The sequence below is a fragment of the Granulicella sibirica genome (assembly GCF_004115155.1).
In the GTDB taxonomy this organism is placed as follows: domain Bacteria; phylum Acidobacteriota; class Terriglobia; order Terriglobales; family Acidobacteriaceae; genus Edaphobacter; species Edaphobacter sibiricus.
Genome location: NZ_RDSM01000004.1, coordinates 52,807 through 76,772 on the forward strand (window position 1 = coordinate 52,807; position 23,966 = coordinate 76,772).

The following is a 23,966-nucleotide window of genomic DNA, read 5'->3' on the forward strand; positions in this document are numbered from 1 at the left end:
ATTCTATCGGCTATCCGGGCTTCGCGCAAAGAATGCTGGCGACTAGTGGGGTGTTTCGCCGCTCTGCAGGCTCGCGTTCGGCTTGCCACTGAGATCGATGCGGAGGAACTCCGGTTCGCTCGCCGCGGGCTTGCCCATGAGGACCCGAATGCCTGCACGCCCGAATCCGAGGAAGAATCCAAGGAGGATCGCCGCGAGGGCCCCGACTCCGCAGAAGACCAGGATGCTGGTGAGGAGGCTCGCGGTCTTGGTGACCTCGGCGTGGAACTCGGCAGGCTTCTCCTTGTTCCAGGTGAGTTCGTTGCGGAGGTGGATGTTGTCGACGAGCGCCTGGGCCTCCGTCGGGGTAAAGCCGCCCGTGGCGAGCATGAGCATCGGCCCTTCGCGGCGGATGGTCGCTACGCCGGTAGAGACGGGATTCGCCTTGAAGTATGCCTCGATGGCTCGGCCCTCGTCGCCTGCGATGGTCGGGGTGGGGTAGAGGAGGATGGTTAGAATCCCTTTGGCGTGGATGCGGGTCTGGTACTCGGCGGTGACCGACTCGCCTGCCTTGTCGAAGGCCAGAATATTCGCCGGGAGGACGCCGCCCATCGCGGTATAGGCGGCAGGACCAAGCGCGTAGCGGGGCGTGCCTGTTATCAGGCCCTTCTCGGGAAGGTAGGTCGGGAGCAGAGGTGGCTGCGCTGCTGGGCCTGCGACCTTCGGCAGGTGAGCGATGAGTTCGTTGAGGAGGTCGGCGGTTTTCGCGGGGGGAGTGGTGAACTTGGCGACAACGAGGTTGACGCCGCTCTGGAAGACGATGCCTTCGGGAGTCGTGAGGGCGTCGTCGCCGATGTGTTTGGTAGGCGTAGCGCCCTGGCGACGGTTGTACGAGAGGGCAGCGGTGGCGCCGCTGTTGTCGATGAACTGATAGGCGGTGATGGTGCCTTTGCCGCTTCCGGAGCTGTAGTCGGAGTGCTCGTAGCGCTTGATGCCGTCTTCCTTCAGTACGGCAGCATCCGGGAGCGTCGGGAGCGCTCCAAGGCCGTCACCTACCTCAGCCGGCGTGGTCTTGGTGAAGTCGCCAAGCGTGCTAGGGAGAAGAGGAGCGGGCGGCTCAACCAATTTGGACTGCGTGATGGCCGGGATGGACATGGCGAGCAGCAGAATTGTGGGGAAAAAGCGGGATTTCGTCGCGGAAACCATACACGGGTCAGACTACCACTTAGGGGTTGTGGTGAGCCGCGCTAGTTGCTGGCAGCGCGCTCGAGCGGCGTGTGGGGGTCGCCCAGGCCGGCTTCGTAGCGGGCGACTCCTTTGTAAAGGCTCTCGGCTACGCGCTCGCGGTAGTCGGGACGCCGAAGCTGCTCGGCATCGCGATCGTTGGTGACGAAGGAGATCTCGGCGAGGATCGACGGCATGTTTGCACCGATGAGGACTACGAACGGAGCCTTCTTAACGCCGCGGTTCTTGAGGCCTTCGTTGCCGTTGGCGAGGCCACCATAAAGGGACTGCTCGACATCGGAGGCGAACTCACGGGATTCATCGATCTTGTCCTTGAGGGTGATCTTCTTCACCAGGTCGGAGAGTTGGTGAATGGACTGGCCAGAGACAGCGTTTTCGCGGGCTGCGACCTGGAGGGCGTCGGTGGAACTCGTGAAGTTCAGGTAGTAAGTCTCGACGCCGCGCGCCGTCGGGTCGGGAGACGAGTTGGCGTGGATCGAAAGGAAGAGGTCGGCCTGGGCCTTGTTGGCGATGGCGGTGCGTGTTTCGAGCGGGATGAAGGTGTCGTCGGAGCGGGTATAGATGATCTCCGCGCCGAGGCGTTCGTGGAGGAGCTTGCCGAGGCGAAGCGCTACGTCGAGGACCACGTCTTTTTCCTGGATACCACCAACTCCGAGGGTTCCGGAGTCATGGCCACCGTGGCCGGCGTCGATGACGATACGGCCAATCTTGAGGCCAAGGGCGCGGACGAGAGAGGTTTCACCGTTCGCGGTAGGGACGGCAGCGCGGGCGGGAGTGGCGGGCTCGGTGATGGTGTCCGGGAGGTGAGATTTGGTGCGCTTGCGGGGGAGGGTGGGGGTGGTGAGCGAGGCGATCTCGGTTGGCTTATCCGGCTCGGTGACCGTGGCGGCGATGGGGCGTGAGGTGGGCTTGTTGGTGGCGTCAACCTTGCCAGGCTGATCGCTGAGGGAGGCGACCTCGAGGGTGCTGGCGGGGGACTTGACCGCCAGGGTGTTGGGGACGGGCTTGTCGAGGGTGACCTTCTGGGTCTGGGCTACACGCGGACTCGGCACCTGGCTCGGCGCGGGTTTCGGGGATTCTGCCGTGGCGGGCGGGCGGATGTCGTTGACGGAGCCGTCGTTGGCGACCTGCTGCGGGGCGCGGCCGTGGATGTCGATGATGAGGCGGTAGGGGTTGGGAAGGAGGAAGGCGGAGTATTCCGTCACGTCGCTGACGTCGAGAACGACGCGTGTGGTGTCGGGTGTGGACTGGGCGGCTCGGATCTTCTTGAGAAAGCCGTCATCAGTGACGGCGAAGCTCTTATTAGCCAGCTCAGGCGAGAGATGAGTGCCGTGGAGGTCGAAGAAAAGGCGGTCGGGGTGGGGCACCCGGGCGGCTTCGTAGGTGACGTCGTCGCCGAGGTCGATGGCTACGCGGGTATAGGTGGGGGTGGACCAGTGGCGGATGCCGGTGACCTGGGCGGCATGGGGCTTGCGGGTGGGCTGGGGGGCGTGGGAGACGGGGAGTGCTACGGGCAGGTCGGTGGCGACGGGCTGGGCGGTGTTGGGTACGGTGTCGCGGGCCGGGGTAAGCTGGGCGGTGGTCGCCATGGGAGGCAGGCCGGAGTGGCGTGGGGTTGTGGCCACGGGAGACTCGGCTGGCGGTGGTTCGGGGGTGGGTTCGGGCTGGACTACGGGGCGGGCGTGCGGTGGGGCGGTGAGGGAGGCGATCGCGGCTCGGGCGGGTTCGGCCTGCTCGCTGTGGGGGTGGGTGTGGAGGAGGAACTGGTAGCGCTCGCGGGCGGCCCTGGGGTTGGCGAGGTCGTCCTGGTAGACCTGTCCCTGAGCGAGGATGGCCATGGGGATGAGGATGTTGGTTGGGTACTGGGTGATGAGGAAGTCGTACTGTCCGATGGCGGCCTGGGAGGATCTGGGGTCATGCAGGGTGCGGCCCTGATCGGCGAGGAGTTCGGCTACGGCGAAGACGCTGGCGGGCGCGTGGATGTCGCGCGGGGAGTCGTGGTACACGGTGCGGAAGGCGTCGAGGGTTCGGGTGTAGTCGAGCTTGGCACGGGAGGCTGCGGGGATGGCTTCGAGCCGGTCGCGGGATTGCTGGGCATGTTCCCAGGGTGTCTGGGTCGCGGCGCGTGGAGGCGTGGTGCGGACAATGGCGACGGCACTCGGAACGCCAGAAGCGCAGGTGCAGAGAGCCAGGACGCAGAGGGCGCAGCGTAGTACTCGGTTTGTGCGGACGTTCCCCATCGCAAGCTCAAGTTTATTGAGGGTGAGTGTGGAGGGGCGTGAATTGTGGGCGGCGGTACTCGTGGCGATAACACCGGTTCGGCGGGCCTGGACCTTGACCCCCTCCCGGGGTTTGGTCCTAAAGTCTTCGAAGGAAAAGGGTTAGTGGGGGACTTGGATGCGGGGGCGGCACTTTTGTTTTGGTGGGAAAAGGTGGCTGATCGGGAATCTGCGGGGTGACGGCGACGGCAAGTGCAGACGCAGATTCCCTTTCGGGAATGACAACCAGAACGGCAACAGCAGCGGCAAATGCAAGGGCAACGGCGATGAGGCTGGTGTTATCCGAGGAGGGTGGAGACTACCTCGGGGGATTTGGTGAGGGTGGCGTCGAGCGCGGCGGTGTCGGCGCCTCCGGCTTCGGCGAGGTCAGGGCGGCCCCCGCCTTTGCCGCCTACCATCGGGGCCAGTGTCGAGACGATCTTGCCGGCCTGGATGCGGGTGGTGAGGTCCTTGGTGACGCCGACGATGAGGGAGACGCGGTCTTCTGCCGTCGAGCCGAGGACGACGATGCCGGAGCCTAGCTTCGTGCGGAGGGTGTCGACGAGGGTGCGCATCTGGCCCTTGTCGAGGCCGTTGACGCGCCGGGTGAGGACCTTGATGCCCTTGACCTCGACGGCGGATTCGGCGGCGTCGGCTACCGAGCTGCTGGCGGCTTTCATGCGGGCCTGATCGAGTTCGCGGCGGAGTTTTTTCAGTTCTTCCTCGGCGGAGGCGATGCGGTTGCGAAGGGCCTCGGCCGGGGAGTCGGAGTTTCCGGCGAAGTGGTTGGCAATGCGGGCGACCTCGAAGTCGCGGCGGAACTCGTGAAGCGAGCCGGTTCCGGAGATGGCTTCGAGACGGCGAACGCCGGACGAGACGCTGGACTCGCCGACGAGCTTGATGAGACCGATTTCGCCGGTGGCGCGGGTGTGGGTGCCACCGCAGAGTTCGGTCGAGAAGTCGCCGATGCGGACGACGCGGACGCGCTCGCCGTACTTTTCGCCGAAGAGGGCCATCGCGCCAAGTTCCTTGACGGCGACGTCGATGGGGACGTCGACGAGGGTTTCGACGTGGGCGTTGGCGAGGACCTGGCGGTTGACGATGTCTTCGATCTCCTGCATCTCGGGCTCGGAGACGCCAGTGAAGTGGGAGAAGTCGAAGCGGAGGCGGTTCTGGTTGACGAGGGAGCCGGCCTGCTTGACGTGCTTGCCCAATACTTCGCGGAGCGCAGCGTGTAGAAGATGGGTGCCAGTGTGGTTGCGTTCGGTGGCGGTGCGGTTCTCGTGGTTGACAGCGGTGTCGACCTCGTCGCCGACGGTGATGGCCTGGAGGGCGAGGACCTTGTGGGCGAAGACTCCCTGCACGGGCTTTGTCGCGCCCCGGACTTCGGCTACGGGCGTGTGGTGGTCGGATGCGTAGAGGATGCCGATGTCGCCCTGCTGGCCTCCGGAGTCGGCGTAGAAGGCGGTGGCGTCGAGGATGACCTCGCCCTCTTCTTCGGGAAGGAGGGTCTGGACGCCGACGCCGTCCTTGACGAGGGCGAGGACGCGGGCCCCGTCGACGCGGAGGGCGGAGTAGCCTTCGAATTCGGTCTTCTGGAGGTCCTGGTAGAGGGGATTGGCGGATTTCTGCGAGCCGCCCTTCCAGGAGGCTCGGGCGCGGGCTTGCTCTTCTTCTTTGGCGAGTTCGAAGCCGGGTTCATCAAAGATCAACCCAGCATCTCTGATCGCATCGGCTATATAGTCCTTGGGAATACCGTATGTCTCGTAGAGGGAAAACGCGGCCGAACCACTAACCACGGCTCTTGGCATGTGAACTTCGGGTATTACGAGGTAATAACTCTCATAGACCGCCGCAACATCCTGGGGATTTTCTCTGGAAAGTTGGTCGAAGGACTTTCTGTCCTTGAAATTGGCCTGCTGGATACTCGCTGTCTTGTACGCGTCGATGAGAGCGTTTGATCGGTTTCCTTGTTCAATGTCCGCTAACCACCGTTGCTGCGACTGGGAGATGAGGTCGTCCACACGCAGTGACCCGCTCGCCATCACTCTTGCAAACTGCTCTTCTTCCGCTAGAACGATCTTTGCGATACGACCGATGGATTCGACTAGTTCCGGATAGGCAGTCTGCATCTCGTCGCGGACGGCGTAGACCATCTCGTGCATGAAGGGCTTTTCCTGGCCCAGCAGGCGACCGTGACGGATGCCTCGGCGGAGGATCTTGCGGAGGACGTAGCCTCGGCCTTCGTTCGCGGGTTGGACGCCGTCCGAGATGAGGAAGGTGGCGGCGCGGGCGTGGTCGGCGATGATGCGGAGGCTGGCGAAGCCCTTGGCGTCGGAGACGGCGGCTTCGATGAGGGTCGGGCTGTTTGGGGATCCCACCTTAGCCGACGATACGACTGTCGGCGAAGGTGGGGCACCCAGGTCATTGGATATGGCTGTGAAGTTGGTGAGTTCGGCGGCGCGGGCGATCAGGGGGGTGAAGAGGTCGGTCTGGTAGTTCGAGAGGACGCCTTGCAGGACGCAGGCTACGCGCTCCAGGCCCATGCCGGTGTCGATCGATGGCTCCGGGAGCGGCGTGAGGTGGGGGCCTTCGGGGGTGACGGTGCGGTCGAACTGCATGAAGACGAGGTTCCAGATCTCGACGTAGCGCTGGTCGTCGTGGGGGAAGGGCTTGTCCTCTCCGGTTTCAGATGCTTCGACGCCGAGATCGTAGAAGATCTCCGAGCATGGGCCGCAGGGACCGGTCTCGCCCATCTGCCAGAAGTTGTCCTTGCCGGGCATCTCGAAGATGCGGTTCTTGGGGACGCCGGTTTCGATCCAGAGACGTTCTGCTTCGTCGTCGCGCGAGACCTGCTGGTCGCCCTCGAAGATGGTGACGTAGAGGCGGTTCTTGTCGATGCCGAACCAGTCGGGCGAGGTGAGGAGTTCCCAGGCGTAGGCGATGGCTTCGCGTTTGAAGTAGTCGCCGAAGCTGAAGTTGCCGAGCATCTCGAAGAAGGTGTGGTGGCGGCGGGTGAAGCCGACGTTTTCGAGGTCGTTGTGCTTGCCTCCGGCGCGGACGCACTTCTGGCTGGTCGCGGCGCGGGAGTAGTCGCGGCGTTCGGCTCCGAGGAAGACGTCCTTGAACTGGTTCATGCCGGCGTTGGTGAAGAGCAGCGTCGGGTCGTTCTGGGGGACGAGCGAGGAGGAGTGCACGCGGCGGTGCTGCTTGCCCTCGAAGAAGCGCAGGAAGTCTTCACGGATCTGAGTGCCGGAACGGTAGTTCATCTGGGTAGTTTACAGGGGTTATCGATGTGGCTGGGGTCATCGCGGCGGATGGCGGGCGAAAGAAAAGCCCCGGCTGCCTGCGTGAGGCGGCCGGGGCGTTGTCTCTGTATTGCCTTGTGGCTACTTGCCTTCTTTATGTCCGCCGAACTGGAAGCGCATGGCGGAGAGGAGCTTGTTGGCGTAGGTGGCTTCGCCGCGCGAGGAAAAGCGCGAGAAGACGGATGCGCTGAGGACATCGACGGGAACGCCCTCGTCGATGGCGGCGAGGAGGGTCCAACGGCCTTCGCCGGAGTCGGAGACGCGTCCGCCATAATCGGCGAGGTCGGGCGACTCAAGCAGAGCGATGGCGGTGAGGTCGAGGAGCCAGGAGGAGACGACGCTGCCGCGACGCCAGACCTCGGCAACCTCCGGGAGGGGAATATCGTACATGTAGTGTTCGGGATTGCGGAGAGGCGTAGTCTCGGCGTCGATCTTGCCGCCTTCCTTCTTGCCGATGTTGGCGGCGTGGAGGATGTTGAAGCCCTCGGCGTAGGCGGCCATCATGCCGTACTCGATGCCGTTGTGAACCATCTTGACGAAGTGGCCTGCGCCGACGGGGCCGCAGTGAAGATAGCCCTCTTCGGCGGTTCCCTTGCCTGCGGGGCGGCCGGCGGTGGTTTCGATATCTCCCTTGCCGGGGGCGAGGGATTTGAAGATGGGATCGAGGTAGGTGACGGCCTTGTCGGAGCCGCCGATCATGAGGCAGTAGCCGCGTTCCGCGCCCCACACGCCGCCGCTGGTACCGACGTCGACGTATTCGATTCCGGATGGTGCGAGCTCAGCGGAGCGGCGAAGGTCGTCGATGTAGTAGGAGTTGCCGCCGTCGATGACGATGTCGCCCTCGGAAAGGAGGGTCTTGAGGAGCTGAACTTCTTTCTCGACGATGGCGGCGGGGACCATGAGCCAGATGGCGCGGGGTGCCTGGAGCTTGCTGACCATGTCTTCGATGGAGGAGGTCTTGGTGGACCCACCCTGGACCGACTTATCCATCGCGGCTTCGCTCATGTCGAAAACAACACAGTCGTGGCCGGCTTTCTGAAGCCGTGTGACCATCGACGCGCCCATCCGTCCCAACCCTACCATTCCAATTTGCATACTTTCCTTTCGCGGCGCGTGGATCTTGCAGCTCCCATCGCGGCTGTCTTCCCTTGGATGTCGAATTATCTATGCTGGCGTTTCAAAACGCCAACCATTCTTTTGTAAATAACACAAAGGCGGACGCCACTGTTCCGCGAACACGGCGGGAGGGCTGCGGGGTGACGGCTGGAATTGCAAAGTCCCGGCGATTTGGGCTGATGGCCTACCAGCGGAGAAGGACGAGTTCGAGGCAGAAGCCGGGGCCCATGGCGGCGAGAATGCTGTAGGAGCCGGGCGCGCCGGGGTGCTGGGTGAGGTACTGCTCGAGCACGGTGAGGACGGAGGCGGCGGAGAGATTGCCGTGCTCGCGGAGGCTCTTCCAGCTTGGTGCGAGGGCGTCCTTATCGAGGGACAGGGCGGTCTCGACGGCTTCGAGGACCTTGGGGCCGCCGGAGTGGAAGATCCAGGAGGCGATGTCGGGCTGGGTGAGTTGGTTTTCGGCGAGGAAGGTGTCGACGTCGGCGTGGAGGTTTTCGAGAACGACCTTGGGGACATCGGGGGAGAGGACGATCTTGAAGCCGAGGTCGCCGATGTCCCAGCCCATGACGTGTTCGGTGTGGCGGTAGAAGGTGGAACGGGTGGCGAGGACGCGGGGGCCGCTTGGGTTGGGTGTTTCGTCACCGGAGAGGAGGACGGCGGCGGCTCCGTCGGCAAAGAGGCCGGTGGAGATGAGGTTGGCGATGGACTGGTCGTCGTCCTGCCAGGTGAGGGAGCAGAGCTCGACGGAGAGCAGGAGGACGTGCTCGCGGGGGAAGGCGCGGAGGTAGTCGGTGGCGCGGGCGATGCCGGCGGCCCCGGCGACACAGCCGAGGCCGAAGATGGGGGTGCGCTTGATGCTCGGGGGGAAGGGAAGCTGGTTGATGAGGCGGGCGTCGATGGTGGGGCTGGCGATGCCGGTGACGGAGGTGAAGAAGATGGCGGAGACATCCGCGGGGGTGAGGCCGGTGGGGGCGAGGGCGGCTTCGATGGCCTGGCGGCCGAGGGTGACGGCGTGGTCGATCCAGGCGTTGTTGGTCTGGCCGAAGCCGCGCAGGGTGGGGTAGTGGCCGAGGGGGAAGACGAAGGCGCGGTGGTCGACGCCGCAGTTGGCGTGGAGCCGGGTGAGGAGGCGGGGTTCGGGGAGGCGGTCTTGCCAGCGTTGGCGGAGGGCTTCGGCGATCTCGGTCTGGGAGTAGCGGTACGGGGGGAAGGCGGTGCCGACAGATGTGATGTGCATTTGGCTCTGCGAGGAGGGTAACGCGCGGCTGCGGGGGCTTTGTCAGGGAAGCGTCATTTGATTTGTGTGTGGTGAAGGTTTTCCGGGCACGATGGGGTGAGGAAACGGAGGGTGGGAACTTAAGGCGTCCTTCAGGTGGGTTTGAGCGTCTGAGTAACAGAGTCAAAGACCGTCATCTGAAGGTTCAGAGGGAACATGTGGATTGTCGTACTGGCGCTGCGGCGTCCTTACACGTTTGTGGTCTTGTCTCTGTTGATCCTTCTGCTTGGGATTGGGTCGGCGATCGAAGCACCGAAGGATATCTTTCCGGCGATTAATATTCCAGTCGTTACGATCGTCTGGACGTACACGGGGCTGACGCCGAATGAGATGGAGGGCCGCGTTATCTCGGTGTGCGAGCGCGCACTGACGACGACAGTCAACGACATCGAGCACCAGGAGTCGGAGAGCTACCAGGGTGTTGCGGTCATCAAGGTGTTCTTTCAGCCGACCGTGAAAGTGGATCTGGCGATGAGCCAGATAACGGCAATTGTGCAGACGGTGCTGCGCGTGTTGCCTCCAGGGATTACGCCTCCGGCGATCCTGAAATACGACGCGTCGACAGTTCCGATTGTGCAGTTGGCGCTGGGTGGGAACGGGCTGACGGAAGCAGATCTGTACGATCTTGGACTGAGCTTCATTCGGCCACGCCTTTCGAATGTGCAGGGTGCGTCGATTCCCCTGCCTTACGGCGGCAAGGTAAGGCAGGTGATGGTCGATACCGACCCGAACCTGATGTTCGCGCATCACCTTGCGGCGACGGATGTATCGACGGCGGTGGCGCAGCAGAACCTGATTTTGCCTGCGGGTACGGCGCGGTTGGGTGATCGGGAGTTTGTCGTCAGGCTGAACAGCAGTACGTCGACGATCTCGGCATTGAACGATTTGCCGGTGAGGGCTTCAAACGGAGCGGTCGTTTACCTCAAGGATGTGGCGCAGGTACACCAGGGATTCGCGATCCAGACAAACGTGGTGCGGCAGGATGGGAAGCGCGGGGCTCTGCTCACGGTTCTAAAGAACGGTGAGACCAGCACGCTCGATATCGTGAAAGGAATCAAGGAGGCAATTCCGAAAGTGAAGGCTGGGCTGCCTCCGGCTTTGACGATTACTCCTCTCTTCGATCAGTCGACCTTCGTGCGGAGTTCGATTTACGAGGTGGTTCGCGAGGCGACTATTGCCGCCGGGCTGACTGGCCTGATGATCCTGCTTTTTCTGGGCAGCTGGCGCAGCACGTTGATCGTGTGCACATCGATCCCGCTGTCGATCGCAACGTCACTGATCATCCTGACGGCGTTTGGCGAGACGATCAACGTGATGACCCTAGGCGGGCTTGCTCTTGCGGTCGGCATCCTGGTCGACGATGCGACGGTCGAGATCGAGAACACGCACCGGAATATGTCGGAGAAGAAACCGCTGGTGCGGGCGATTCTGGACTCGGCCCAGCAGGTGGCGGCCCCGGCGTTTGTCTCGACGCTATCTATCTGTATTGTGTTCCTTCCCGTGTTGCTTTTGAGCGGCGCGGCAAAGTACCTCTTTACCCCGCTGGCGATGGCTGTGGCTTTCGCCATGATGGCGTCCTACTTCCTCTCGCGCACGCTTGTGCCGACGATGATGCATTTCCTGCTTCCGGCCGAGATCTTCCTCTACCAGGATGAAGGCGCGGCAGAGAAGGAAGAGAAGACGAACTGGGTCTGGCGCTGGCACTCGAAGTTCGACCGGCAGTTCGAGAAGATGCGCCATCACTATAAGGACACGCTGGAGTGGTGCCTGCTGAACCCGGTGATCACGCTGACGCTCTTCACCGTGTTCGTCGTGTGCAGCCTGCCGCTTGTGTTCATGATCGGAGAGGATTTCTTTCCGTACGTCGATTCCGGCCAGATGCGTCTGCATGTGAACCCACCGCAGGGCCTGCGTATCGAGGATGCGGAGCTTTACTTCGCAAAGGTCGATAAAGAGATCCGGGCGGTCATTCCGACCGATGAGGTCGAGCTTCTGCTGGACAACATTGGTCTTCCGAATAGCGGTATCAACCTTGCGTTCGGAAGCAGCGCGACGATCTCGAACTCCGATGGAGAGATCCTGATCGCGCTCAAACCCGGCAAGCGGGACACGACGAAGTACATGCGGCTTCTGCGCGAGGACCTGGCAAAGAAGTTTCCGGACGGGGAGTTCTTTTTTACGCCGGCCAACATCACGAACCAGATCCTCGATTTCGGTCTGCCCGCGCCGATCGATCTGCAGGTAGTTGGACGAGACAAGGGAAACTATGAGCTGGCGGTAAAGATGGCGAAGCAGATCGCTGCGATCCCAGGCGCCGTCGATGTGCATGTGCATCAGCAGGTTACTTATCCCACGATGCAGGTGAACGTGGATCGATCGAAGGCGCGGCAGCTTGGGTTAAGCCAGAATGACGTCGCACAGAGCATGCTCATCTCGCTTTCGGGTACAGGGCAGACGGCTCCAAATGAATGGCTTAACACGGCAAATGGCGTGAACTATCAAGTGGTCGTACAGACGCCGAACTATCGCGTGGACACGTTGCAAGCACTTGCGCGAACTCCGGTGACCTCGCCCAATGGGAACTCGAGCCAGTTGCTTGGGAATCTTGCAACGTTCCGCCGGGATGCTTCTCCCATCATCATCGATCACTACAACATTCAGCCGGTGTTTGACGTGTACGCGGACGTCGACAACCGGGATCTCGGCTCGGTCTCGACTGCGATCAACAAGATCATGGCCGAGCAGAAGAAGACGCTTCCGGTCGGCGTGACGATGGAGCTTCGCGGCGAAGTGAAGACGATGAACGATTCGTTTCTACGGCTCGGGATCGGCATCATCTTCGCGATTGCGCTGGTCTATCTGCTGATGGCCGTGAACTTCCAGTCTTGGCTCGATCCGCTCATCATCCTCATGGCGATTCCGGGTGCGTTCTGCGGAATTCTGTGGATGCTCTTCGCGACCCAGACGACGTTCAACGTGCCATCGCTGATGGGAACCATCATGACCATCGGCGTGGCAACGGCGAACAGCATCCTGATGGTGGTCTTTGCGAACGACGAACGCATCGCGGGCAGGGATCAGTTCGAAGCCGCGCTGAATGCAGGTTTCACGCGCCTTAGGCCGGTGTGTATGACGGCGCTGGCGATGATCATCGGCATGTTGCCCATGGCGCTCGCGCTGGGCGAAGGCGGCGAGCAGAACGCTCCGCTTGGACGTGCCGTTATCGGCGGATTGCTCCTGGCCACGGTGGGTACGTTGTTCATCGTTCCGGTGATCTATTCGCTGATGAAGAAGAATGCTCCGGCGGACTTCGACAAAGAGATTGATGAAGCAGAAAAGCAGCAACAGGAAGCGGAACACCAGGAGCAGCCCGCGTAATGGATGAGTCAGGGTTCGAGCAAAGGGAACGAGAACGGCGGGCGCGGGAACAGCAGAGGCTTGGCGATCGGTTTACACGCGAGTCGTCGCCTGAAGATCGCGGGCTTGGCGAGGAGTATGCGCAGTCGAATGCGATCGACGGGCCGCGCATTGGCGATACGTTCGCCGACCCTCGTTATGCGGAGGAGACAAAGCTCGGCAACTCGTTCGCGGATCCCAACTCGATCGACGATGGCAAGCTGGGTAAGTCGTTCGAAGAGACGAACTCGAGCCGGAAGAAGAAGCACGATCTTCATGTGAAGGAAAAGCTCACGCCGAAGGGGACCCGTAAGTTTCTCTACTGGTTCGTCCTTGGTGTCGTGGTGCTGTTCGCGGCGATCTTCATCCTCAGCATCATTCCGAGGCTCAGCCGTGACAAGGAGAACAACAAACGCGCGCAGCAGCAGAAGGATGCCGTTCCGGCCATTGAAGTCGTGACGGTGAAGCGATCGCAGGGTGGCAGCGGTCTTGTTGTTCCAGGTACGACGACGCCGCTGGTTCAGGCATTCGTCTATGCGCGGGCGAATGGCTATCTCAAGACACGCCTGGTCGACATCGGCGACCATGTGCGACGGGGGCAGTTGCTTGCCGTGATCGATGCCCCTGACCTCGATCAGCAGGTGGACCAGGCGCGGCAACAGTTGCGCCAGGCTGAGGCACAAGTCGGACAACAGAGGACGCAGCTTGCGCTGAACAAGGTGACGTGGGATCGCTGGCGCGTGCTGGTGGCGAAGGGTGTGTTTGCGCGGCAAGATGGGGATCAGCGCGAGGCGGACTATCTGGCGCAACAGGCCAACGTGGCCGCTGCCGAGAGGAATGTTCAGGCTTACCAGGCAAACCTGCAGCGTGTCATCGCGCTGCAATCGTATGAGCAGGTGCGGTCGCCGTTCGATGGCGTGATTACGGCGAGGAACGTAGATGTTGGTTCGCTTATCTCGGCGGCTGGAACGTCCAGCGGCGCGGCTTCTCCCTCGGTCGCCGGCGCGAGTGCGGGGCAGCAGAACGCGGCGTTGACGAACTCGGCTGGCGCGAGCGGAAGTTCCGCTACCTCGGCGACCCCGACTGGCGGAGGCGATACGGGTGGGCAGCCAGGAGCATTATTCTCCATCGCGCAGGTGCAGCGGTTGAGGATTCTTGTGTCGGTCCCCGATTCCTATGCCGGAGGGATCAAGGTCGGGCAGCATGCGGCGATCCACTTCCAGCAGTATGCGACGGCACAGTTCGATGGCAACGTGACTCGCACGGCGGACTCGATCGATCAGAACACGCGTACCTTGCTGACTGAGGTGCAGGTGGACAATCGGGATGGACGTCTGATGGCCGGGATGTATGCCGTTGTGACCTTCGACACGGCGGGTGGACCTGGGCCATTGATGGTTCCGGGCGATGCGATCGTGATTCGTGAGAACCAGACGATGGTGGCGACGATTGCGAACGACAAGGTGTCAATGCGCCCGGTCGATATCGGGCGGGACTTCGGGCCGTCGGTTGAGGTCGTGGCCGGGCTGCGCGAAGGCGATGTCATCGCGACGAACGTGACGGACGAGGTTTCCGAGGGTGCGAAGGTGCAGACGAAGCCCTCGCCCATGGAGCAGCAGAACCAGAGCAAGGGACCGCCTCCGACGGTCCCTCCGGGTGGGCCGAGCCAATATGGCGACCAGTCGATCTCGGACCAGAATCTGCAGGGTCAGGCGAACCAGAAGCAGGGGCAGCAGAAAGGCCAACAGAAGGGCGGCGACAAGAAGAGCGGCTCGGGGAGTAAGCCTTGATCGGGCGGCGTTATCTGGGAGTGCGTTGGGGCCTTGGACTGGTGTGCGGATTACCGCTGGCGATGGGTCTGATGGCGCTTGGGCAGGCGGGGACGTCGACCGGTACGGCGGGTGGGGGCGCGGCGACGAACTCGCAGGTGCCGGGGGCGGGCGTTCCAGCCGATAACGGTGGGCCGGGTGGCATCGGGCTCGTTGGCGGGCCGCAGACTCCCGGGGCTCCGAAGGTCCCGGATGCTCCTGATGTTCCGCCGGTCGAGGGAGCCGTGCCGAATCCGCAGGCCGAGGCTCCCGTCGTTGGGCAGGAGGCAGCGGAGACGAGTTCAACGGAGCGGTCGCGGGCGACGGGGCTTGGGTTTGAGTTCTTTGGGCTGCTTGGGCCTTATCGGCGGCCGAAGGTGCCGGAGTTGTTTCCCGGGACAGGCGCTCGGCTGATGAGCCTGGTGCGGGATGGGAAGCTGTATCTCTCGCTGCACGATGCGATCTCGCTGGCGATTGAAAACAACCTCGATGTAGAGGTCGAACGATACAACCTGCAGCTTGCGGATGATGACCTGCTGCGGGCGAAAGGTGGCGGCAATCTGCGCGGGATCGACTATACGGTGCAGGCCCCGCCGAATGGCGTGGGTGGGCCGGGGAGTCCGCTGCTGAATACGGGAGCAACGAATCCAAATCCGACCGTGCCGACCGTGACGGATCTGACCTCGTTGAACTCGACGACGCAATCGACGCTGAACTATGGCGAGGGTGGGACGAGCACGACGTATGCTACCGGGCCTGCGGTGCCGTTGTTCGATCCGAATCTGATTCTTACTGGCGGGTATCTGCGGCGGTCGAATACGGTGACACTCACCGGGACGACGGGGACCGCGACGGGAACGACAGGGACCAGCGGAACGGCTTCCGGAACGACGACCGAGGCGGCGCCGCTTCACTATATCGCGGCGAACCTTTCCTATATCCAGGGCTTCAGTACGGGGCTTCAACTGCAGGCGACGGGAAATAACGACTCGCAGGTGATCTATTCGACGCAATCGGAGAACAATCCGTTCTACTCACCGAGCACGTCGGTGACGCTGACGCAGCCTTTGCTGCGCGGGCGCGGGCGTGCGGTGAATTTGCGGTATGTGAAGGTCGCGAACCTCGATCGGCGGGTGTCGCGGCTTTTGTTCGATCAACAGGTGCAGCAGACGGTGTATGGGATATCGCGGCTCTACTTCGATCTCGTGAGCCTGGGTGAGAACGTTGCGGTAAAGCAGGAGGCGCTGCGGGCGGCGGAGAAGCTGCGGAAGGATGACGCGGACCAGGTGATCGAGGGAACACTTGCGCCGATCGAGTTGACGCGGGCGGCGGCTCTCGTGAGCTCAAGCGAGTTCGACCTGGTGCAGGCGCAGGGGCTTTATCGACAGCAGGAGGTTATCCTGCGGAACCAGATGATCCGGACGGAGTCGCCGGTGTTTGCGGCCTCGTTCAGCGAGATTGTGCCGACCGACCACATCACGGTTCCGGACCTCATGGAGACGCTTCCGGTGACGGATCTGATTCAGCAGGGGCTTTCCCGGCGGCCGGACCTGGCTCAGGCGGAGGAGCAGATCAAGGCAGGCCGGGTGAATGTGCAGGCGTCGCGGAATGAGGCTTTGCCGCAGTTGAACGTGTATGCGAATGCGCAGACGCGGGGCAGCTCGGAGGTCGCGTATGAGCAGCTTGGGTCGCCTGGCACGGGGGCTCCGACGATTCCGCAGAACCTTGAGCTGGGTGGGCTGCGGACCTCGACGATCTACCAGGCGGGCGTGCAATTGACGCTCCCGCTGCGGAACCGGATCGCGCAGTCGGATGCGGCGCGAGACACGGTGCAGTTGCGCCAGGTGCAGGCGCGAACGGCGAAACTGAGTGAATCGATCCGGCAGGATATCGAGAACGCGGTGATCGCGCTCGAGACGGCGCATGCGGCTTACAACGCAGCGCGCAACAGCACCGGGTACCAGGAGCAATTTCTGCAGACGGAGATCGACAAGCTGACGGTGGGCGCTTCGACGAACCTGCTTGTGATCCAGGATGAGACGTACCTCGCGCAGGCCCGGTCGACCGAGATCGCGGCGCGGAGTAACTGGAAGAAGGCTCAGATCGAATTACAGCGGGCGCTTGGGACGCTGCTTGAGAATAACCAGATTCGTCTTGACGACGCGGTGCACGGGACTTTGCCGCAGTAGAGGCTGAGTCCTGGTAGGCGCTCAGGCCGGGAGGCAGATCCTGAAAGTTGATCCGCTCTTGCCGGGGATTACGCTGCTGCGGAGCCTGATGGTTCCCTTGTGATTCTCGATGATCCTCTTCGAAGAGGCGAGACCGAGACCGGTACCCGCATCCCCTTTGGTGGTGAAGTGGGGATCGAATATGCTCTGCCGGTGCTCTTCGGCGATGCCGTGGCCATTGTCGGCTATGACAAGGTGAACCTTGCCGTGGCATTTATGCAGACGGAGATTGAGTGTCCCCTCCTCGGGTAGAGCATCGAGCGCATTGACGATGAGGTTCGAGATAACCCGGAGCATCTCGCCCGAGTGCACTTCGGCCATGAGGTTCTCGGGAAGACTCTTCACCAAGTGAATCCTGCGAGAGTCGATCGTCCGCTGATGAATGCGAAGGGCTGCCTCAGCGAGGCGGACGAGATCGCTTGACCTGGGCACTGACGATGGCTTGGATAGGCTGAGCGTCTGGCGGGCGAACTGGCCCAGGATGGCGATCTGCTCTTCCGCGAGCAGCATGTACTTGCGTACGCGCGCAGGATCGTCCGCCTCTTGCAACGCGAGATAGGTGAGATGGCTCAGCGCCTCAAGGGGATTACGAATATCATGCAATAACTCGAGAGCGAGCTGCCCCGCAATCGCATGCTCGTCCCCAGGTTGAAGTGGTCCCACCATCTTAAGGTTCGATTGTGAGTTGGAGCGTCCGGTTGTCTCCATCGCTCCCTCCGCCTCTCGAAACTCTGGAGAGAACACCGTAAGGGTGCTTCATGGAGGAGGGATCGCCTCCAAATTAACCAGGATCACCCAAGTTTGGATGCGGGATGCGCTCGTAAGTCGCCTAGCAAACATAAATTTCCTGACGGGCGGTTCGCGGGCTCCCTGCTAAACCTCGGTTTCTCCCAGAAGACGTTTGACCGTAGCAACGAGGACCCTGGGCCCATCGAAGGCATCGATAGTGGCGGTCTCTTCGTGGCCGGGCAGTTCGCCCAGGCCTCCGCTGAGAACGAGCATCTTGCGGGACGGACAGGCGGCACGCGTTGCGTCCAACGCTTCTTTCCGCTGTTCCGGCAGAAGCGAATGACATAGGATGGTCAGGTCCGGCGGCTCTGCCTTGAACACGCTCATCGTCTCCGCGAAGTCTGCCGTACCTTGCACCCGAAATCCGGCGCCTTCGAGGACCCAGCAACGTGTTTCAAGAAGGCTAAGATCGCGCCCGTATACGAGGATGAATGCTTGCTTCGCCATATCGGGCTCCAATCCGGACAGGGAATCCACTTGCCCTGAACCATTCTGCCTAGGAAAGAACACACTGTCTCCCATAATGTTTCCGCTATGTCATCCATGCGACGCAAAAAACGTGCAACTACGGTGTGATTGCCAAAGGCGGATTCGAATTCACGCTCTCGACACAGATATGAACTCATGAACCGAATACTGAAGCAACGATTTCCGTCGATTGGAGACCATCTTGACTCACAAACGCTTTCGGATCACGACCGCCACCTTGCTTGGAACGGCCATTGTTGTGATGACTCCGACCCTCATGCGGTCGCAGACATCGACGGAGCAGCCCGACAAATACCAGTGGCTGGAGGACGTTTCCGGAGAGCGTTCGATGTCGTGGGTGAAGGCGGAAAACGAGCGTACGTCGAAGGTGCTCGAGGCAGACCCGCGATTCGCCGGGCTCCAGGCGGATGCGTTGAAGGTGCTGGAATCTCCTGACCGGCTTGCCATGCCTGACTTCCGTGAAGGGACGATCTACAACACGTGGCAGGACGCGCAGCACATCCGCGGGATTCTACGGAAGACGACTCTCGAGGATTACAAATCCGGGCAGCCGCACTGGCAGACCGTGATCGACTACGACGCGCTGGCCAAGGCCGACAACGAGAAGTGGGTGCAGAAGGGGCTCAACTGCCTCTATCCGGGGGCCGGTCTGTGCATGGTGGCGCTTTCGGCTGGCGGGGAGGATGCGGAGACGCTTCGTGAGTTCGATTTGAAGACCGGAAAGTTTGTTCCCGGAGGCTTCGTTCTGCCGAAGTCGAAGCAGGGGGTGAGCTGGATCGACAAGGACACGCTGCTCGTCGATCGGGACTGGGGTCCAGGAACGATGACGAAATCGGGCTACCCGTTCGTAGTCAAGCGATGGAAACGGGGGCAGCCGCTCGATAAGGCGACGGAGGTCTATCGCGGGACCGAGTCGGACGTGAGCGCAGGCGCCTTTGTGCTGCACGATGACCAAGGCAACCAGGTAACGATACTTCGGCGCGGGGTGAATTTTTTTGAAAGCGAAGTCTCACTGCTGACGCCGGACGGCGCGAAGCCGCTCGCGCTCCCGAAGAAGAGCGACATCGACGGAATGTTGGACGGGCAGATCATCGTGACGCTCAATGAGGATTGGAAGCCCGAGGGAATGATGCACGGCTTCCCCCAGGGAGCGATTGTATCGCTCGATCTTGCGGCCGTTCGCAAGGATTCGCTTCATCTGAAGCCGACTGTCGTCTTCGAACCGACGTCGGAGGAATTCGCCCAGGACGTCTCGACCACGCGCAACCATCTCCTTCTGACGACACTCGAGCATGTCCAGGGAAGGGCGTACTGCTACACGTGGGGCAAGGGCGGATGGACCCGCACGAAGCTCGCCGTCCCTGACAACCAGACCGTTGAGGTCGTGACGACCGACACGTCGGACGACAAGTTCTTTCTTGAGTTGACGGGCTTTTTGACCCCTTCGTCGCTCGAGCTTGGCGATGCGGCTACTGGTGAGCTCGCAATTGTCAAGACGCTCCCGCCGCAGTTCGACGGATCGAAGGACGTCGTCGAACAGCTTGAGGCGACTTCAAAGGACGGGACGAAGGTGCCGTACTTTGTCGTGCGGCGAAAGGATCTCAAGTACGACGGCTCCAATCCCACCCAATTGACGGCATATGGCGGCTTCCAGGTCTCGAATACGCCGTACTACTCCGGCGTGCTTGGCAAGCTTTGGCTGGAACGCGGCGGCATCTTTGTACTCGCGAACATCCGCGGCGGCGGCGAGTTTGGCCCGGCGTGGCACGAGGCCGGGCTGAAGACGCATCGGCAGAGAATCTATGACGATTTTGCGGCGGTGGCGGAAGACCTGATTGCCCGGAAGATCACTTCGCCACGCCGTCTAGGCATCGTGGGCGGATCGAACGGCGGCTTGCTGATGGGAGTCGAGATGACCCAGCGTCCGGATCTTTGGAATGCGATCGTGATCCAGGTCCCGCTGCTCGATATGCTCCGCTTCGAGCAGATCGCGGCCGGGGCGTCGTGGGTGGGTGAGTACGGGTCGGTGGGGAACCCGGAAGAGCGGCGCTTCCTTGCCTCGATCTCGCCTTATCACCAACTCAAGCCGGATGTGACCTATCCTGAGCCGCTGATCTTTACGACCACCAAGGATGATCGAGTCGGGCCCGTACACGCCCGCAAGTTCGCGGCCCGCATGGAGGAGTTTCACAAGCCGTTCTTCTACGAGGAGATCATCGAGGGCGGTCACGGTGCCGGAGCGGACCTGAAAGAGCAGGCGGAGACGCGGGCCGTGCAGTATATCTACCTGACGCGGAAGCTGATGGACTGAGATCTGGCGTGAGCCGAAGGCCGACCGGGGAGCATCCATCTTAAAATGGATGCAATGACCAAGGCGCGCCCGCTTCTCTCTTGCCGGTTTCACCGTACGTCGTTTCGAGCACGAAAGATCCTGACGCTTCTGCTGCTCGCGGGCTCCGTGACTTCGTTCGCCGGGCAGCAACCCGGTCCGTTGGCGGCGCAACCATCTGCTTCGACGACGCAGCCTGCCTCCGCGACGAAGACTGCCGCGGCTCCGGTGTCGGTGGTTTCGGCACAGGCGCCCGCCTCGGCTCCGCTGACGGGGCTCGCGCTCGCGCCTATCGCCGGACTGAATCCCGACGACCGCAGCAAGGATATTCTCGCGCATCTCAGCACCGTCATCCGGTACTACCGGATGGCCGTCTCGCCGATTCAGAAAGTCGGTGAGCCGAGTGACGCGCTCTATCGCGACCAGGCGGCGACCCAGGCCGCGCAGGTAGCCGATTATGCCTTCGATTCCGCCAAGGCCGAGGCGCTTCTGCTCGATGCCTACCAGAAGAAGCGCAGCGCGTCTCAAGACGCAGCGGTTCCCCAGCAGGGTGAGGCGCAGCGGCTTCAAACGACGAAACAGACGGTCACCACTCGCATCGCCGATCTCAAGACGCTCGCTGCCAGTCTCGATCAGCAGATTGCGGCGGCGAAGCCAAAGGATGTGGCTGCCCTGACGCATCAGCGCGACGATGTCGAGGGTGCGCTCGAGCTCTCGAACGCGATGTCCGACGCGCTCGGAAAGATCGTCGGCATGTCCGACGCGCAGGGTAAGACGGGGCTCGCGGGCGATATCGATCGCCTGCAGCGTTCGGCTCCGGAGCTTGCGGCGGCGAAGGGGAAGTCGGTTGCGCCGCCTCTCGCCAGTCTCGATATTCAACGGTCATCGGGTGTGACGAGTGAAGCAGTTGCGCTGTTCCAACTGCTCTCGACGCGGCACGCGATCGACCAGTGGATTCAGGAGACGCAGGACCTGCACAACGAAACGCTTGCCCTGCGGACGCCTCTAACGAACATCCTGCGCAGCACGCTGCAGATGGGCGATACGCTCTCGCAGCAGGTGCAGGGCTTGCAGGCGGCCGTGGTCCCCGACACCCAGCCTGCGGCGACACCGGCTCCGCCCTCTGCCCCGGGCACGCCCGCAGCGCCGGTTACCTCCGCGGCCATTCGCAAGAGCTTCGACCAGGTGACAGCGACCTTCAAGGCGCTCTCCAATGCGGCTGTTCCGCTGAGCCAGGAGATCATCCTCCTCGAGCAGAGCCGGGCGAACCTGCTTGCGTGGCGCGCTGCGGTGAACGACGAGTATCACGAAGTGCTGCGTGCTCTGCTGTTGCGGCTTCTGACGATTGCGCTTGTGCTCGGTGTCGTCTTCATCCTGGGTGAGGTGTGGAAGCGAGCCACGGTTCGCTATGTCCGCGATCCGCGCCGGCGCAGGCAGATCATGTCGTTACGCAGGCTCGTCGTTGGCTTTCTCACTGGGCTGGTGATTATCTTCGGCTTCGTCACGCAGTTTAATTCGTTGACGACTTTTGCTGGATTCATCACTGCGGGTCTCGCGGTCGGGCTCCAGACCATCCTGCTTTCGGTAGCTGCTTACTTCTTTATTGTTGGCCGCTATGGCGTCCGAGTTGGTGATCGCATCTCGGTCGCCGGGGTGTCAGGCGACGTGATCGATGTGGGCCTGGTGCGCTTCTACATCATGGAGCTTGCGGGCACGGGCACGGACCTGCATCCCACGGGGCGGGTCGCCGTCTTCTCGAACTCAGTCCTTTTCCAGGCGGGCACTCCGCTCTACAAGCAACTGCCGGGAACGGAGTACGCGTGGCACGAGCTCACCGTGAAGCTTTCGCTTACCTCAGACTACAACGGTGCGTCGGAGGACCTATTGAAGGCGGTCAAGGCGGTCTACGAAGGCTATCGACCGCAGATCGAGGCACAGCACAAGGAGATGGAGGCGTGGATGGACTCGACCGTGGACGCCCCCGTGATCGAATCGCGACTACAGCTTATTAGCGGAGGGCTTCAGTTCTCCGCGCGTTTTCCAGTCGAGATTCGCAACGCCTCCCGCGTGGATGAACAGGTGACCGAGTCCGTGCTCAAACTGATGGACAACGATGCGCGCGTGAAGGCGGCGGTCACCGAAACGCCTGCGATCAAAGCCGCTGTGCAGGGCTAGCGTGGTACTTTCTCGACTGGGGCCTTGGCGAAAGCTGCATTGATCAGCGCGGCGAGGCGAAGACCACCCTGCTCCAGGCGCTGATCAACTGTCGCGATATTCCGTGCGTAGTACGCTTCGTCGATGTTCGTTCCCGCCGCCACAAGGGCCGCCCTGCCAAGGTCGCGCGACTCCATGGCCCAGTCCACCGAGGTGCCGGTTCCGGCGGTCATCTTCTTCGCCGCGATCCCCGTCTCGAGAACTTTGAGGTAGGCGCTGTCATCCAGACCACGCCGCTCGATAAGCTTCTCGTCCCAGACCTCGTGCAGGTTGCACTTGTAGTCGCCGCAGTCCGGTGAGCCGAAGACGGTGACCGGGATGTCATTGCCTCCGTGGCCAACTCCGAGGGCGTGGAACGGCTGGTGCAGATCGCCAACGATATGCACAAGGAACTTCAGCGCGATGGCACGGTCGGCTCGATCAAGCGATGGGTTGGCAATCCGTTCGGCGTTGTACGGAATGCGTTCGACCGCGCAGTCGCGCCAGTGGTCGCGCGTGCTCCCGCGTGTGACACCGGGCTGGAGGAGGCAATCGCGATCGCGGTCATAGCCTGCCGCATCGGGAGGAATGTTGATGAAGTGCCAGTAGAAGGTCTGGAAGTTGCCATCAAGGTACGCATCGGCCCAGGAGGAGACGTCGGCGAGGCTCTCGTGGCCGAGTAACTCCTGCACGCTCGCATGCGCCTCCGGCGTGAGGTGGTCGAAGGCGATCTCCGCGACCAGGCGATGTCCCTGCGGACCCCATGCGTGTAAGGACAAAGGAGCAAGCAGAAAGAGGCAAACGGCAGCAACCAGGCGCTTCATGCGGAGACCTCGACAACTGGAATCTACCATGGGTCGCGGCGTTATTTTGTGAGAGCGAATTGGGTCCTTCGGCCCAGGCTGCCTGCGATGATACCCTCGCCTGAGGTCGCTGAGGTCAAAGGTGGAGCCCGAATCCAACCCGTCTCGTATCACCTTCATCAGCCATGCGGCGACCGGTGCCTCGCGGGCTGCGTCGTTTCCGCTCGATGAGTCGGTGCTGCCGAAGGAGTACGAAGAAATCTCCTCCCTAAGCTGGGCCGCGCCTCATGCACGGTATGTCCTCTGTGGTCCCGAGCAGCGTACGCGGCAGACTGCCGAGGCTCTGAACCTCTCGGCCGAAGTCGATCTTGAACTTCGCGATTGCGACTATGGCAACTGGTGCGGGTACGACTCGAAGCAATTCAGGAGGAGGATCCTGAAGGTCTGCTGGAGTGGCTGATGGATGTCCACACCGCCCCGCATGGAGGCGAGTCGTTCGTCGAGCTGATCGGGCGCGTCGGGCAATGGATCGCCGATCAGCAGGACGCGGGACACATCGTCGCGATCACTCATCCAGCCATTATTCGCGCGGCTCTCGTGCACACGCTCAGCGCACCACCGCAGTCCTTCTGGCGCATCGACATTGCACCGCTTACGCTCACCGACCTGCGCTTCAATGGCATGTCCTGGACGCTGCGTTCGGCGGGTTCGCCGCTCCCGCTTACCGGATCGCGGATACCATAATACTG

General features: G+C 62.1%; 13 protein-coding genes and 1 pseudogene. 6 read left to right on the forward strand and 8 right to left on the reverse strand.

Annotation, left to right across the window (positions count from 1 at the left end):
- Window positions 1–42 precede the first annotated feature (42 nt).
- The 5 genes from GRAN_RS21820 to GRAN_RS21840 form a co-directional block, all read right to left on the reverse strand.
- Window positions 43–1,185 (reverse strand): DUF6599 family protein, encoded by a 1,143-nt coding sequence (locus tag GRAN_RS21820; RefSeq protein WP_128915195.1) that lies wholly within the window; start codon window positions 1,183–1,185, stop codon window positions 43–45.
- A gap of 41 nt (window positions 1,186–1,226) precedes the next feature.
- Window positions 1,227–3,464, reverse strand: a complete 2,238-nt coding sequence (locus GRAN_RS21825; protein WP_128915196.1) for an N-acetylmuramoyl-L-alanine amidase — start codon at window positions 3,462–3,464, stop codon at window positions 1,227–1,229.
- Between the two features lie 317 nt (window positions 3,465–3,781).
- Window positions 3,782–6,751, reverse strand: a complete 2,970-nt coding sequence (gene alaS / locus GRAN_RS21830; RefSeq protein ID WP_128915197.1) for an alanine--tRNA ligase — start codon at window positions 6,749–6,751, stop codon at window positions 3,782–3,784.
- A 120-nt stretch (window positions 6,752–6,871) separates the two neighbouring features.
- Window positions 6,872–7,885 carry a phosphogluconate dehydrogenase (NAD(+)-dependent, decarboxylating) gene (gene gnd, locus GRAN_RS21835; protein WP_128915198.1) on the reverse strand — a complete coding sequence of 338 codons (1,014 nt, stop codon included), beginning with the start codon at window positions 7,883–7,885 and terminating at the stop codon, window positions 6,872–6,874.
- Window positions 7,886–8,090: 205 nt separating this feature from the next.
- Window positions 8,091–9,143 (reverse strand): type III polyketide synthase, encoded by a 1,053-nt coding sequence (locus GRAN_RS21840; protein ID WP_128915199.1) that lies wholly within the window; start codon window positions 9,141–9,143, stop codon window positions 8,091–8,093.
- Between the two features lie 195 nt (window positions 9,144–9,338).
- Here GRAN_RS21840 and GRAN_RS21845 point away from each other — a divergent pair, with 195 nt between their 5' ends.
- From GRAN_RS21845 to GRAN_RS21855, 3 genes are read left to right on the forward strand one after another with little or no spacing between them, the layout of a single operon-like run.
- Window positions 9,339–12,560 (forward strand): efflux RND transporter permease subunit, encoded by a 3,222-nt coding sequence (locus tag GRAN_RS21845; protein WP_128915200.1) that lies wholly within the window; start codon window positions 9,339–9,341, stop codon window positions 12,558–12,560.
- On the forward strand, window positions 12,560–14,368 hold the full coding sequence (locus tag GRAN_RS21850) for an efflux RND transporter periplasmic adaptor subunit (RefSeq protein WP_128915201.1): 1,809 nt from the start codon (window positions 12,560–12,562) through the stop codon (window positions 14,366–14,368). Before GRAN_RS21845 ends, GRAN_RS21850 begins: the two co-directional genes overlap by 1 nt.
- Complete coding sequence (locus GRAN_RS21855) at window positions 14,365–16,575, forward strand: TolC family protein (RefSeq protein WP_241655077.1); 2,211 nt, start codon at window positions 14,365–14,367, stop codon at window positions 16,573–16,575. The genes GRAN_RS21850 and GRAN_RS21855 overlap by 4 nt, the downstream gene beginning before the upstream one ends.
- Window positions 16,576–16,596: 21 nt before the next feature.
- On the opposite strand, the gene GRAN_RS21860 is transcribed toward GRAN_RS21855, so the two are convergent.
- Both GRAN_RS21860 and GRAN_RS21865 read right to left on the reverse strand, forming a co-directional pair.
- Complete coding sequence (locus GRAN_RS21860; protein ID WP_128915202.1) at window positions 16,597–17,322, reverse strand: sensor histidine kinase; 726 nt, start codon at window positions 17,320–17,322, stop codon at window positions 16,597–16,599.
- A 165-nt stretch (window positions 17,323–17,487) separates the two neighbouring features.
- Window positions 17,488–17,850 (reverse strand): response regulator, encoded by a 363-nt coding sequence (locus GRAN_RS21865; protein WP_128915203.1) that lies wholly within the window; start codon window positions 17,848–17,850, stop codon window positions 17,488–17,490.
- 223 nt (window positions 17,851–18,073) lie between these two features.
- Between GRAN_RS21865 and GRAN_RS21870 the strand changes: the two genes are divergently transcribed.
- Both GRAN_RS21870 and GRAN_RS21875 read left to right on the forward strand, forming a co-directional pair.
- Window positions 18,074–20,203, forward strand: coding sequence for a prolyl oligopeptidase family serine peptidase (locus GRAN_RS21870; RefSeq protein ID WP_241655078.1), 2,130 nt, complete (start codon window positions 18,074–18,076; stop codon window positions 20,201–20,203).
- A gap of 54 nt (window positions 20,204–20,257) precedes the next feature.
- A complete protein-coding gene (locus GRAN_RS21875) occupies window positions 20,258–22,396 on the forward strand; it encodes a mechanosensitive ion channel family protein (protein WP_128915204.1) in 2,139 nt (712 codons plus the stop codon).
- Here GRAN_RS21875 and GRAN_RS21880 read toward each other — a convergent pair.
- Window positions 22,393–23,238 (reverse strand): S1/P1 nuclease, encoded by an 846-nt coding sequence (locus GRAN_RS21880; RefSeq protein ID WP_161571098.1) that lies wholly within the window; start codon window positions 23,236–23,238, stop codon window positions 22,393–22,395. The genes GRAN_RS21875 and GRAN_RS21880 overlap by 4 nt on opposite strands.
- Before the next feature lie 214 nt (window positions 23,239–23,452).
- On the opposite strand from GRAN_RS21880, the pseudogene GRAN_RS21885 reads away from it, so the two are divergent.
- Window positions 23,453–23,961: pseudogene (locus tag GRAN_RS21885) on the forward strand (histidine phosphatase family protein).
- The last annotated feature ends 5 nt before the right edge of the window (window positions 23,962–23,966 follow it).